The sequence below is a fragment of the Bradyrhizobium sp. CW1 genome, assembly GCF_023100665.1.
Lineage (GTDB): Bacteria > Pseudomonadota > Alphaproteobacteria > Rhizobiales > Xanthobacteraceae > Bradyrhizobium > Bradyrhizobium canariense_D.
In genome coordinates, this window is the sequence record NZ_CP064684.1 from 5,644,558 (window position 1) to 5,657,313 (window position 12,756).

The 12,756-nt window shown below is 64.7% G+C and carries 11 protein-coding genes; 1 reads left to right on the forward strand and 10 read right to left on the reverse strand.

Going from position 1 to position 12,756, the window contains the following annotated elements:
- Nucleotides 1–61: 61 nt before the first annotated feature.
- A complete protein-coding gene (locus tag IVB54_RS27550) occupies nucleotides 62–523 on the forward strand; it encodes an Lrp/AsnC family transcriptional regulator (RefSeq protein ID WP_018457080.1) in 462 nt (153 codons plus the stop codon).
- Nucleotides 524–527: 4 nt separating this feature from the next.
- Here IVB54_RS27550 and IVB54_RS27555 read toward each other — a convergent pair whose 3' ends face one another.
- From IVB54_RS27555 to ntrB, 10 genes are all read right to left on the reverse strand, one after another.
- Complete coding sequence (locus IVB54_RS27555; protein ID WP_026233296.1) at nucleotides 528–1,598, reverse strand: zinc-binding dehydrogenase; 1,071 nt, start codon at nucleotides 1,596–1,598, stop codon at nucleotides 528–530.
- A gap of 59 nt (nucleotides 1,599–1,657) precedes the next feature.
- Nucleotides 1,658–2,599 (reverse strand): DMT family transporter, encoded by a 942-nt coding sequence (locus tag IVB54_RS27560; protein ID WP_018457082.1) that lies wholly within the window; start codon nucleotides 2,597–2,599, stop codon nucleotides 1,658–1,660.
- 185 nt (nucleotides 2,600–2,784) lie between these two features.
- Nucleotides 2,785–3,624 (reverse strand): aldo/keto reductase, encoded by an 840-nt coding sequence (locus tag IVB54_RS27565; protein ID WP_018457083.1) that lies wholly within the window; start codon nucleotides 3,622–3,624, stop codon nucleotides 2,785–2,787.
- A gap of 45 nt (nucleotides 3,625–3,669) precedes the next feature.
- On the reverse strand, nucleotides 3,670–4,572 hold the full coding sequence (locus IVB54_RS27570) for an SMP-30/gluconolactonase/LRE family protein (RefSeq protein ID WP_247777523.1): 903 nt from the start codon (nucleotides 4,570–4,572) through the stop codon (nucleotides 3,670–3,672).
- A 232-nt stretch (nucleotides 4,573–4,804) separates the two neighbouring features.
- On the reverse strand, nucleotides 4,805–7,510 hold the full coding sequence (locus tag IVB54_RS27575) for a nitrate reductase (RefSeq protein ID WP_018457086.1): 2,706 nt from the start codon (nucleotides 7,508–7,510) through the stop codon (nucleotides 4,805–4,807).
- 15 nt (nucleotides 7,511–7,525) lie between these two features.
- A complete protein-coding gene (locus IVB54_RS27580; protein ID WP_256465301.1) occupies nucleotides 7,526–8,743 on the reverse strand; it encodes an FAD-dependent oxidoreductase in 1,218 nt (405 codons plus the stop codon).
- Nucleotides 8,744–8,753: 10 nt separating this feature from the next.
- Nucleotides 8,754–9,182, reverse strand: a complete 429-nt coding sequence (locus IVB54_RS27585) for a globin family protein (protein ID WP_247776529.1) — start codon at nucleotides 9,180–9,182, stop codon at nucleotides 8,754–8,756.
- A 119-nt stretch (nucleotides 9,183–9,301) separates the two neighbouring features.
- On the reverse strand, nucleotides 9,302–10,681 hold the full coding sequence (locus tag IVB54_RS27590; RefSeq protein ID WP_018457089.1) for an MFS transporter: 1,380 nt from the start codon (nucleotides 10,679–10,681) through the stop codon (nucleotides 9,302–9,304).
- Between the two features lie 338 nt (nucleotides 10,682–11,019).
- On the reverse strand, nucleotides 11,020–11,814 hold the full coding sequence (locus tag IVB54_RS27595) for an ABC transporter ATP-binding protein (RefSeq protein ID WP_247363492.1): 795 nt from the start codon (nucleotides 11,812–11,814) through the stop codon (nucleotides 11,020–11,022).
- Between the two features lie 11 nt (nucleotides 11,815–11,825).
- On the reverse strand, nucleotides 11,826–12,722 hold the full coding sequence (ntrB, locus tag IVB54_RS27600) for a nitrate ABC transporter permease (RefSeq protein WP_018457091.1): 897 nt from the start codon (nucleotides 12,720–12,722) through the stop codon (nucleotides 11,826–11,828).
- Between the last annotated feature and the right edge of the window lie 34 nt (nucleotides 12,723–12,756).

The following is a 12,756-nucleotide window of genomic DNA, read 5'->3' on the forward strand; positions in this document are numbered from 1 at the left end:
AATACCAGCCAATATTGGGATAGCTTACCAATCAGCCGGCAAAAACGACAGGTTCATCCCAATGCCCGATCTCGACGCCATCGACCGCAAAATCCTCAGCTACCTCCAGAACGACAGCCGCCTGACCATGCAGGAACTGGCCGACAAGGTCGGGCTTTCGGTGTCGCCATGCCATCGCCGGGTCAAGCTGCTCGAGGAACGCGGCGTCATCTCGCGCTACATCGCGACCGTGGACCAGAAGGCGCTGGGGCTGCATGTCAGCGTCTTCATCTCGATCAAGCTGGCCCGGCAGAAGGAGGAGGACCTCAACCGCTTCGCGCGCGCGATCTCGAAATGGGACGAGGTGCTGGAATGCTATCTGATGACCGGCAATCGCGACTATCTCTTGCGCGTGGTCGCCGCCGACCTGGCCTCCTACGAGACTTTCCTGAAGACCAAGCTGACCCGGCTTGACGGCATCGCCTCGATCGAGTCCAGCTTTGCGCTCAGCCAGGTGAAATATTCGATCGCGCTGCCGGTGTAAGGCATCACCGCCACGGCTGCACGATGATCTTGGTGTGAGCCTCAGGATTGGCGAGATCGGCGAAAGCCTTTGCAACGCCGTCGATGCCGACTTCCGCCGTCACCATTGCCGCCGCATCCACCTGCCCCTCCGCGATCAGGCGCAGTGACGCCGCGAATTCGTCCGGCGTGTAGCCGAGCACATACTGGACGTTGAGCTCTTTCATGATGCCGAGCATGGGCTCGCTCCTGTCGGTCTCCATGCACACACCGACCACGACGATCCTCGCATCGCGCGGAGCGCCCTCGAACACCTGCTGCAAGAGACCGGGCACGCCAACGCATTCGAAGATGATCGCGGGTTTGAGCGCGGGCAGCAACGGCGGCCGCGCGGCCTTCTCCGCCTCCGACATCTGCGCATGCTCGGCCCAGGTCAGATAGGGCTGCGACACCCGTGGATCCACGACGACATCGGCGCCGAGCTTTGCCGCAAGCGCGCGCCGCGCCGGCGAATAGTCGGCGGCGACGATCGGATGCAGGCCCTTGAGCTTCAGCGCCGCAATCACCGCTAGCCCGACCGGGCCGCAGCCGATCACGAGCGGCACTTCGCCGCCTCGGATGTTGGCCTTGGCGACGGCGTGAACGCCGACCGCGAGCGGTTCGGTGAGCGCGGCATGCTCCGGCGCGAGACCGTTGGGCACCTCGAGCAGCAGCGCTTCGCTCAGCAGCATCGCCTCGGCATAGCCGCCAATATTGTCGTTGGAGTAACCGATGCCTTCGATGCCCTGCGGCGTTACGAGGGCTGGCAGCGAGCAGACGCGCGTGCACGACTTGAGCTTGCGCACGGTCCCCGGGCCGAAGTCGACGATCTCGCAGCAGAACTCGTGGCCGAACACGACGTCGCGGGCGAGATCCATCGGCTTGCGGCCGGTCTTTCGCGCCATCTCCACCATGCGGTGGGCGTGCTGGCGCGCGTGCAGATCGGAGCCGCAGATGCCGCAGGCGAGCGTCTTGACCAGCACCTGGCCGGGGCCGGGCTTCGGCTCGGCCATTCTGTCGACGACAATCTCACCGTTCCTGAAAATCGCAGCGCGCATCCGGCTCCTCCCGTCTTGTTGGAGCCGTCGATAGCACGAAGCGGACGCGCGATCTTGCGTCAGGGGTTCGGGGAACGCTCTTCCAGGATCAGGAGCTGGGCGCGGCGGATGCGCTCGCGATGGGCGATGTAGAGGCCGCTGGCGACGATGAAGGCCGCACCGGTGACGGTCCAGACATCAGGCACTTCGCCGAACAGGAAGAAGCCGAGGATGCTCACCCACAGCAACTGCGTGTAGGAGAACGGCGCCAGTACCGAGGCATCGCCGTAGCGATAGGCCAGCACGATGATCCACTGGCCGACGGTGGAGGCGACGCCGATCACGATACCAAGCCCGATCGCCGTCCAGGTCGGCGTGACCCAGACGAACGGTACCATCAGGGAGAGGATCGCAACGCCCGTCAGCGCCGAATAGGCCATCGTGGTGAGGACGGCTTCACGCCCGCTCATCATGCGCGTCAGGATCAGCGCCGCGGCCCAGCAGAACGCCGAGACGATCGGGAAGAAGGCGGCGGCGTGAAACGCGCTGGAGCCCGGGCGCAGGATGATCAGCACGCCGGTCAGGCCGATCGCGGTCGCGATCCAACGGCGCATGCCGACCTTCTCGCTCAGGAAGACGATCGAGAGCGCGGTGACGAACAGCGGCGAGACGAAGCCGGTCGCGGACGCTTCTGCGATCGGCAGGAAGCTCAGGCCGGTGATGAAGAACAGCGAAGAGCCGAGCAATGCCGCGCCGCGCATCAACTGCAGGCCGAGGCGCTCGGTGCGCATCGCATGGAGCGGCGAGCCCGGCAGCATCACCGGCGTGAACATCAGCGCAAACGTCACGAAGCGGATCCAGGTGATCTCGATCGACGGCAGGCTCGACGACAGATATTTCGCGGTAACATCGGAGCAGCCGAGAAAGATCGTCGACAGCAGCACCAGCGCGATGCCTTTGAACGGGTGATCGACGCGCGCCGGCGCCCGTCGCGCCTGCGGCTTCTTTTCCGGCATGGGCATGGGAATACTGTCGAGCCTTGCGGCTGCGGCGGGCGGCGGGGTCACGGCTGGAACCTAGGAATGCGAATCGGGAATGATCGTAAAAAACGATAATTGCGCCGCTTTCACAACTTCCGAAAACAGGATGCCGATATGCGCTCACGTCCGCGCACGTCAAGACTCCATTAATAACGGGCGTTTGTGCACTACAGCATGGGCAGGCCGCGCGGCTTCGGACCGCGCGGAAACGCCGCATCGAGCGCCGCGATCTCGTCTTTCGTCAGCACCAGATCGCCGGCCGCAGCATTGTCGCCGGCATGTTCCGCGGACGACGCCTTCGGGATCGCGAACACCGTAGTTGCACGGGTGAGGAAGCTCAGTGCGACCTGGCGCGGCGTCGCGCGACGCGCCTCCGCGATGCGCGCCAGCACCGCGCCGCCCTTGCTGTTGCTCGCAGGGAAATCATCGTGGCCGAATGGCGAATAGGCGACCACAGCGACACCATGCCGTTCGCACCACGGGATCACCGCGTGCTCGATCGCGCGTTCCTTCAGATGATAGAGCACCTGATTGCAGGCGATGCGGTGTTCGCCGGCGGCGTCGAGGATCTCGTCGAGATCATCGGCATCGAAATTGGAGACGCCCCAGGATTTGATCTTGCCGGCCTTCACCAGTTCCTCGAATGCGGCGACGGTGTCCTCCAGCGGATACGAGCCGCGCCAATGCAGCAGATAGCAGTCGAGCCGATCGGTTTTCAGCCGCTTCAGCGAGCGCTCACAGGCGGTGATGGTTCCGCGGCGCGAGGCGTTGCTCGGCAGCACCTTTGACACCAAGAAAACCTCGTCGCGTCGGCCCGCGATCGCATCCGCAATGACGAGTTCGGCATCGCCATACATCTCGGCGGTATCGATGTGGGTCATGCCGAGGTCGAGCCCGCGCTGAAGCGCCGCGATCGCGCGCTTGCGATCGCCATGGTCGAGATACCATGTGCCCTGCCCGATGACGGAGACGCTGGCACCCGTTTTGCCGAAGGGTTTCGTGTTCATCTTTGCTCCGATACCACTCGTTCGCTGAGGCAACCGCCGTCGCGCTCAAGAGTTCAATACGCCGATGTCAGCGACCAATACGCTACCGGTTGCGGACTCCGTGATGTAGAGCCGATCCTTCTTCGCGCCACCAATGGCGACATTGGTGCAATTCGGACCTGCACACGACTTGACCCGCGCAATCAATTCGCCGTTGGGCGCGAACACGAAGACATGGCCGAGTGAGGCGTGACCGACGAACAGGTGGCCCTTGGCATCCATTGTCATGCCATCAGGGCCGCTCGTGCCGAACAGCGAGCAGAAGCGGCCAACCTTCGACACGCTGCCGTCCTTCATGAACGGCAGCCGCCACACCGCGTTGTCGCGCGTCATTGCGACGAACAGCACGGTCTCGGTTGGATCGATCACCAGGCCATTCGGGCTGATACCAGTGTCGATCAGGCAATCGAGCCGGCCGCTTTGCGTCAGGCGATAGACGCGGCCGCTGGGGTCATGCAGGCCGGTCTGTCCCTGGTCGGTGAAATAGATGTCGCCGTTGGACGCGAGATGCAGATCGTTGCAGCCCCGGAAAGACTCCGAGTTGCGCGAGGTCAGCACCGGCGCAATGCGCCCTGCCCTGGCGTCGAACTCCACGATGCCGTGCCTGTAGTCGGCGACCAGGATGCGGCCGTCCGCCGCAATCTTCAGTCCGTTCGGCCAGCCCTCATATTCAATCGCCAGCGACCACTCACCGTCGGGCGCAATGCGGAAGATGCGGCCGAAGGGAATGTCGACGATGTAGAGATTGCCATCCTTGTCGAACGACGGCCCTTCGATGAAGGAATCCGTCGGCACACCGGGCCGGTTGGCATCGGCCCAATCGGTGCGCTCGCCCTTGCGGCGGAATTTGTCGGGCATGGCGGAAAAGAGTCTGGTCTCGATCAGGCGCGGCGGCGTTTCCAGGTACATCATTGTTGTTTTTGCGTGTTGAGGGCGAGAGCGCGGCACCATAGGGCACAATGAGGCGTGCGTCGATTGGGCCGAAGCATAGCGCCCCGCCCTCGCTGTCATTCCCCGCGAAAGCAGGGAATCCAGTACGCAGTGGCCTTAGCGCTTGATCACAGGCGTCTCGGCGTACTGGATCGCCCGGTCAAGCCGGGCGATGACGGCGGAGTATGCGCGACGACCGAGAAAGTCGCCCCTACCCCGCCGCGCCCGCGTGCTTGGCATGCTTCGCCGGCGCAATTTCGGTCGTCGCGATCAGGCGCTTCAGCTCGGGGATGCAGGAGCCGCAATTGGTGCCGGCCTTGAGCTTTGCGCCGATCTCGGCGGCTGTGCGCGCGCCTGCGGCGATGGTGTCGCAGATGGTGCCGCGGCCGACGCCGAAGCAGGCACAGACGACAGGACCGGTCGAAACCGCGCCCTCGCTCGACTTGCCGGACAGCAGCATGCGCCGCTGCTCATCGGTGACGTGGTCGGCCACGAACAGGCTCTTCACCACCTCCCAGTCCCCGGCATCATGCGCGGGGCCGACGAACAGGCAGGTTTCGATGCGGTCGCCGGCAAACGAGGCCGCGCGATAAACGCCGCCGCCGAGGTCGCGATAGTCGGCGACGTCCTCGCCGGCAACGCCACCGAGCCAGGCCGGCCAGCGCGACAGGTCCGCATTGTCGGCGAAGAGGTAGCCGAAGCCGCCGGTAACAGTGACGCGGGTCCACATCAGGTTCGGTGGCAGCTCCAGCTGCTTGCGCGACAACGCAAAGCCGCGGAAGACGTATTCATAAGGCACGATCGCGGCTGGTGTCGCCTTGGACTCCGGCTGCCCCGAAAACGGATCGGTGAACGGTGCGACCAGCGCCCCGACGCGACCGTGCGAGGCGTTCATCGCACTCCAGTGGATCGGCGCGAACAGCGTGCCGCGCTGCTGGTGGTCGCTGACGACGACCTTGAGGGTGCACTGGCCGTAGTCGGTGGTGATGCGGGCATAGCCGTCATGAACGACGTTGTATCTGCCGGCGTCATCGGGATGAATCTCGACGAACGGCTCGGGCAGATGCGCGCCGAGCCGCTGGCTGAGGCCCGTGCGCGTCATGGTGTGCCACTGGTCGCGGATGCGCCCGGTGTTGAGCCGCAGCGGCCGCGACGGCCCGGTCTCGCCGCGCAGCGCCGGCACCTCCGGCGCGACGAAGCGGCCCTTGCCGTCATTGGTGAAGAACCCGCCGGCCGCGAAGAAGCGCTCGCCGGGCGCCTGGCCTTCGCGCGCGGGCCACTGCACGGGCTTCAACGCGTCGAAGCCCTCGTCGGACAGCGAGGTCAGCGCGCCGATATCGAAGTCGCGGCTGCCATCGTTCTCGAACGCCGAGAGCGCGGCGTGCTCGCGAAAGATGTCGGCTGCGGATTTGTAATTAAAACTGTCGCCGAAGCCGAGGCGTTTTGCGGTTTCGCTCAGGATCCACCAGTCCGGCCGCGCCTCGCCGGGCGCCGGCAGGAACGAACGCTGGCGCGAGATCCGGCGCTCGGAATTGGTCACGGTGCCCGACTTCTCGCCCCAGGCGAGCGCGGGCAGCAGCACGTGCGGGCCAGCATCGACCGTGTCGTTGGAGAGCACGTTCTCGGAGACCACGAACAGCTCGAGCTTCTTCAGCGCCTCGCGCACGAAGTCCGCGTCGGGCAGCGACACTGCGGGGTTGGTGCCCATCACCCACAGCGCCTTAACCTCGCCGCGGTTGATGGCTTCGAACAGCTGCACCGCCTTCAACCCTTCATGGGTCGCGATACGCGGCGCCTTCCAGAACCGCCGCACGCGATCGATGTCCGGCGGCGTGAAGTTCATGTGTGCGGCGAGCTGGTTGGCGAGGCCGCCGACCTCGCGGCCGCCCATCGCGTTGGGCTGGCCGGTGAGCGAGAACGGCGAGGCACCGGGCTTGCCGATGCGCCCCGTGGCGAGATGGCAGTTCAGGATCGCGTTGACCTTGTCGGTGCCCTGCGCCGACTGATTGACACCCTGCGAGTACAGCGTGACGACGCGGGGCGTGTCACGGAACATCTTGAAGAAGGTGGCAACGTCCTGCTCGGAGAGGCCGGTCGCCAGTGCGGTCGCGGTGATGCTGCCGGCGATGCTGCGTGCGCGCGCCAGCGCGTCGTCAAAGCCCGACGTGTTTTGCCCGATGTAGTCCTGATCCAGGGCACCATTGTCGGCGAGGTGAACGAACAGGCCGGAGAACAACGCCGTGTCGGTGCCGGGCTTGAGGCCGAGGAACAGATCGACGTCGGTCGCGGTGTCGGTGCGGCGCGGATCGATCACGATCATGCGCGCGCCGCGCTCCTGCCGGTTCTTCAGCATGCGCTGGAACAGCACGGGATGGCACCAGGCGGCATTCGAGCCGACGAACACCAGAAGATCGGCCTGGTCGAGATCCTCGTAGCAGCCGGGCACGGTGTCGGCGCCGAAGGCGCGGCGGTGACCGGCGACCGATGACGACATGCAGAGCCGCGAATTGGTGTCGACGTTCGCAGTGCCGACAAAGCCCTTCATCAGCTTGTTGGCGACGTAATAGTCCTCGGTCAGCAGCTGGCCCGAGAGATAGAATGCGACCGCGTCGGCGCCGTCGCGCGCGACGATGTGCTGCATGCGGTGGGCGACGTGATCGAGCGCATCGCTCCAGGCGACGCGTTCGAGCACGCCCTTGCAGCGGATCATCGGATAGAGCAGCCGGCTTTCGAGCCCGACCGTCTCGCCGAGCGCCGAGCCCTTGGAGCACAGCCGGCCGAAATTGGCAGGATGATCGGGATCGCCCGCGATCGCCGCGCCGCCCTTGCCGTCTGGCGTCGCCAGCACGCCGCAGCCGACGCCGCAATACGGACAGGTCGTTTTGGTAGCGCGGAGCGTGGGATCGATCGCCGTCATATCGAGCCGCCTCAATCAAGCCGCTTTGGAGGGACGCGCGAGCGCGCGGCCGAACATCATGTCGGTGCGGATCGCCGCCACCTTGTCACGATTGCGGATCAGCTCGAGATACCAGAGCGCATCGACGGTATCGCCGATCAGCACCGCGCCGGTGAGCCGGCCGTCGGAGATGACGAGCTTCTTGTAGGTGCCGCGCCTGCGGTCTGACAGCACGAGGCTCTCGCTGCCCTCCCCGCCCATGAAGTCGCCCGCGGAGAATACGCTGACGCCCGACACCTTCAGATTGGTCGAGACCACGCTGCCCTGATAGGCCGCGGGACGGCCCGCGAGATGCCGCGCCAGCACGCGCGCCTGCTCGTAGGCGGGCTCGACGAGGCCGTAGCAGGTGCCGCGATGCTCGGCGCATTCGCCAAGCGCGTAGATATCGGGTGACACCGTCTGCATCTCGTCGTTGACGACGATGCCGCGGTTGACTGCGATGCCGGCGTCCTTTGCGAGCGCAATGTTGGGCCTGATGCCGGCGGCGAAGATCACCGCATCGGCCTCGATGCGGCTGCCGTCGGCAAGCTCGACCGCTTGGACATGACCTTCGCCGTGGATGCGCGCTGTGGATGCATTGAGCAGGATACGAATGCCCTTGCGCTCGACCAGTGTCTTGAGCAGGTCCGCGGCGGAGGCATCGAGCTGGCGCTCCATCAGCCGGTCCATCAGGTGCAGCAGCGTCACCGGCGCTCCGGCCTTGGCGAGGCCGTAGGCCGCTTCGAGTCCGAGCAGACCACCGCCGACCACGACGACGCGCTTCCTGGCGGCCGCGAGCGTCAGCAGCAGGTCGACGTCGCGGGTATCGCGAAAGGTGTGCACGCCGGCGAGATCGGCGCCGGGCACGTTGAGCCGTAGCGGCGTCGAGCCGACGGCGAGCACGAGCTTGGAATATTCCATGCTCTCTTCGCCTTCGATCTTGAGCTCGCGTCGGCCGGTGTCGACCTCGGTGACCCGATAGCCGTAGCGCACCGTGACACCGCGATGGCGCCACCAGTCGGCGGGTCGGAGCTCGATCTCGTGCGAGCCGGTCTCGCCGGCCAGCACGGAGGAGAGCAGAACACGGTTGTAAGCGAGCCGCGGCTCTTCGCCGATGACGGCGACCGCGTAGCGGCCGAGTGCGGTCTTGGCGAGCTCGTCGACCAGACGCGCGGCCGCCATACCGTTTCCGACAATGACCAGCGGTTCACTCACAACGCATCTCCTATTCAGCGGCCTGCGACTGTGCGCCGTAGGCCTCGGACATCATGTAGCCGGACAACACGCCGTAGGCGTCGGTCCAGGCGGTAGCGAGTTCGGGCGTCCAGGCCTCGCCAAGGCCCTTCTCCAGGGTCCACAGCAAGGTCGCGCCGACCACGGGGTAGTGCTCGGCCTTGGCGCCGTAGCCGACGTGACGCTTCGCAAGCGCGGAGGCCGCCGGAAGAATCGAGTCCAGATTCGACAGACCGCCGACGACGGCGGCGAGCATGCCCATCAGCTTCTTGCGCTGCTCGGTCATGTCCTCGGGGAACATCGCGCGCACGGATGGCGCCACCTCGAACAGGCGATCGTAGAACAGCACCGCGGCCTGCGCGGAAACCGGCGCGACCTTGGCAAAGCTCTGCTGCACGAGGGTGATCTGTTCCGGCGTCATGATGTTCTCCTGCCTGTTGGGTTTGCCTTGGTGCGCGCCATTGCGAACCAGGTTCATTGTCAAACTGTCGGGCAATGCTTCTCCCCGCGTATGGGGAGAAGCGAGATTCGTACCAAGTATTAGACACGCGCGCCGGCGAGGCTTGACGCGCCTTCGCCCTGCGGGCTGCGACGCAGATAGAACCACCAGGTCAGCGCGAGGCAGGAGGCGTAGAAGCCGAGATAGATCGCGAGCGCGAGCTGCGGCCCGCCGGTCAGCGCGATCGACTTGCCGAACCCGGTCGGGATCAGATAGCCGCCAACGGCGCCGACCGCGCCGATGAAGCCGACCGCAGCACCGCTCTCGATGCTCGCCGTCTTCAAGGCGACCGCGCGCTCCGCATCGCCCTTGCCGCGCACCCTGAACAAATTCTGCTCGCGGAAGATCGAGGGGATCATGCGGTAGGTCGAGCCGTTGCCGATGCCCGTCGTCACGAACAGGACCAGGAACATCGACAGAAAGCCGATGAAATCCTTGTGCCCGACGAAGTAGAGCACGCCGATCGTCGCGCCTGCCATCACGATGAAATTCCAGAACGTGATCACCGAGCCGCCGATCCTGTCGGCAAGCCAGCCGCCGAGCGGCCGCGACAGCGAGCCGACCAGCGGCCCCAGGAACGCGATCGCAATGGTGACTTGCGGGAACTGGGTCTTGATCAACAGCGGAAATGCAGCCGAGTAGCCGATGAAGGAGCCGAACGTGCCGATATAGAGATACGCCATGATCCAGGTGTGCTTGCGCCTGACCACGGCGAGCTGGTTCTTGATCGACGACTTGGCCGTGGTCAGGTTGTTCATGAAGAACACTGCGCCGAACACCGCGATCGCGATCGGCAGCACCCACATCAGGCCGGCGTTCTGGAGGAAGACGCCGTCGACGGGCGATGCCTGGAACAGGTTGATGACGGCGAGCGTCATCAGGATCGGGGTCAGGAGCTGCACGCTGGAGACGCCGATATTGCCGCCGGCCGCATTCAGTCCGAGCGCCCACCCCTTCATCCGGTCGGGGAAGAAGAACGAGATGTTCGTCATGCTGGAGGCAAAATTGCCGCCGCCGAGACCGGCGGTCGAGGCAATCAGCAGCATCAGCCAGAACGGCGTGTCGGGCTGGCCGACGAAATAGGCCAGCGAAAGCGTCGGAATGAGCAGGATCGCCGCGCTGAAGATGGTCCAGTTGCGCCCGCCGAAGGTCGTCACCGCGAAGGTGTAGGGAAAGCGCATCAACGCGCCGATCAGCCCGGGCACCGCGACGAGCTGGAACAGCTGGTCGGTGGTGTAGTGGAAGCCCGCCTGCGGCAGCTTGGTGGTGACGATGCTCCAGATCAGCCAGACCGAGAAGCCGATATGTTCGGCCACGATCGACCAGATCAGGTTGCGTCGCGCGATAGTCTTGCCAGTCGCATTCCAGAACGCCTCATCTTCGGGGCGCCAGTCTGAAATCCAGGTTGGATTCTTCGTCATTGAGTATCCCTTCTTGCCTCACCGCTGCGTCGTTGCAGGCTCAGCCTCCGGCCACGGAGGCGCGCGCCGAGGCCAAGCCCCGGTGGCGAGTTCACGATGCTGATTGATGATGTTGAGGGACGTCGTCGTTGGCGTCGCGGCCGGTGTTTCAATTTCCGTGCCAACTGCGCGCATTCCGGAAACGCAGGAAATTCAGGAGCTTGTTCGTCGTGCCCCAAATTCTTGCAGCACTATTTCGCACGCAAATTTTGCGATTCGCTCAATCCCTGTGCGCCGCACAAGGATTGAGCTTGATGATTCAAAATTAGGCGTTGCGTGAGCATCTGTTGGTGACGCGCCTACGCGGCTTCGACGAAGCGATGACGCTCATAGAGGAATTCGAGCACGCGCTGCCGGCACTTCAGGTAAGTGACGTTGGTCGCGAGTTCGAGCCGCTTGCGCGGCCGCGCCAGCGGCACCTCCAGCACCTCGCCGATGCGCGCGCTCGGCCCATTTGTCATCATGACGATGCGATCGGACAGCAGCACCGCCTCGTCGACGTCGTGGGTGATCATCAGAATGGTGTTGCCGAGCTTCTGATGCAGCGCCATCACCGAATCCTGCAAATGCGCGCGGGTCAGTGCGTCGAGCGCGCCGAAAGGCTCGTCGAGCAGCAATACTTTCGGCTCCATGGCAAGCGCGCGGGCAATGCCGACGCGTTGCTTCATGCCGCCGGAGATTTCCGAGGGCCGCTTGTCCTTGGCATGGGCCATCTGCACGAGGTTGAGATTGTGCATGACCCAGGCGTCGCGTTCGGAGCGCTTCTTGGTCTTGGCGAAGACCTTGTCGACGCCGAGCCGGACGTTCTCGTACACGGTCAGCCATGGCAACAGGCTGTGGTTCTGGAACACCACCGCGCGATCCGGTCCCGGCGAGTTCACCTCGCGGTTCTCGAGCAGCACGCCGCCCATGGTGGCGTTGGTCAGGCCTGCGATGATGTTGAGCAGGGTCGACTTGCCGCAACCGGAATGGCCGATGATCGAGACGTATTCGCCCTTGTCGATGGTGAGATTGATATCCTTCAGCACCTCCGTGGAGGCTGCGCCGCGGGTGAAAATCTTGTCGATATGGTCGAGCTTCAGATAAGCGGTCATGTGCTTCCCCTTTAATTCAGCGCGGTGCCGCGGGTGACGATCTTGCCGGCGCCCGCGATCAGGCGGTCGAGCACGAAGCCGATGATGCCGACATAGAACAGCGCCAGGATGATTTCGCTGATATGCGAGGAGTTCCAGGCGTCCCAGATGAAGAAGCCGATGCCGACGCCGCCGATCAGCATTTCCGCGGCGACGATCGCGAGCCATGACAGGCCGATGCCGATGCGAAGTCCCGTGAAGATGTAGGGCGCGGCGGCAGGGATCATGATCTTGGCAAAGAACTCGAGCGGGTTGAGCTGCACCACTGCGGCGACGTTGCGATAGTCCTGCGGAATGTTGCGGATGCCGACCGCGGTGTTGATGATGATCGGCCAGACCGAGGTAATGAAGATGACGAAGATCGCCGACGGCTGGCCGTCACGGAAGGCCGCGAGCGAAAGCGGCAGCCAGGCCAGCGGTGGGATCGTGCGCAAGACCTGGAACAGCGGATCGAGCCCGCGCATGGCCCAGACCGACTGGCCGACCAGGACGCCGAGCGCGATGCCGGCGATGGCGGAGAGCGAATAGCCGAGCGCGACGCGCTGGAGACTGGCGGAGAGATGCCAGAACAGACCCTTGTCGATGCCGCCATGGTCGAAGAACGGATCGAGGATCAGCTCCTTGGTGTCCTTGAAGACTTTTGACGGCGGCGGCAGCGCCGAGCCGGCGCGACGGCAGACCAGCTCCCATATCAGCATGAGCAACGCGACCACGACGAGCGGCGGGATGACGCGCACGGCGGTCTCCCGCGCCATCCGCGCGTAAGTCTCCGATCGCGGCGGCCGCTTCGGTGTCATCGCGACGACCGGCGCGGCAGCGCTCGCAGGCTTCGCGGTCTCAACCTCGATCTTCGTGGCGGGCATCTTCATCGCAATATCTCTCCGGCTGCAAAAGACGATGCGG

What these genes read in the sequence shown, in the direction of transcription:
- IVB54_RS27570 (WP_247777523.1), bottom strand. Translation starts at nt 4,572, where the DNA reads ATGTACCTGGAAACGCCGCCGCGCCTGATCGAGACCAGACTCTTTTCC.
- ntrB (WP_018457091.1), bottom strand. Translation starts at nt 12,722, where the DNA reads ATGAAGATGCCCGCCACGAAGATCGAGGTTGAGACCGCGAAGCCTGCG.
- IVB54_RS27560 (WP_018457082.1), bottom strand. Translation starts at nt 2,599, where the DNA reads ATGCCCATGCCGGAAAAGAAGCCGCAGGCGCGACGGGCGCCGGCGCGC.
- IVB54_RS27565 (WP_018457083.1), bottom strand. Translation starts at nt 3,624, where the DNA reads ATGAACACGAAACCCTTCGGCAAAACGGGTGCCAGCGTCTCCGTCATC.
- IVB54_RS27590 (WP_018457089.1), bottom strand. Translation starts at nt 10,681, where the DNA reads ATGACGAAGAATCCAACCTGGATTTCAGACTGGCGCCCCGAAGATGAG.
- IVB54_RS27550 (WP_018457080.1), top strand. Translation starts at nt 62, where the DNA reads ATGCCCGATCTCGACGCCATCGACCGCAAAATCCTCAGCTACCTCCAG.
- IVB54_RS27585 (WP_247776529.1), bottom strand. Translation starts at nt 9,182, where the DNA reads ATGACGCCGGAACAGATCACCCTCGTGCAGCAGAGCTTTGCCAAGGTC.
- IVB54_RS27575 (WP_018457086.1), bottom strand. Translation starts at nt 7,510, where the DNA reads ATGACGGCGATCGATCCCACGCTCCGCGCTACCAAAACGACCTGTCCG.
- IVB54_RS27555 (WP_026233296.1), bottom strand. Translation starts at nt 1,598, where the DNA reads ATGCGCGCTGCGATTTTCAGGAACGGTGAGATTGTCGTCGACAGAATG.
- IVB54_RS27595 (WP_247363492.1), bottom strand. Translation starts at nt 11,814, where the DNA reads ATGACCGCTTATCTGAAGCTCGACCATATCGACAAGATTTTCACCCGC.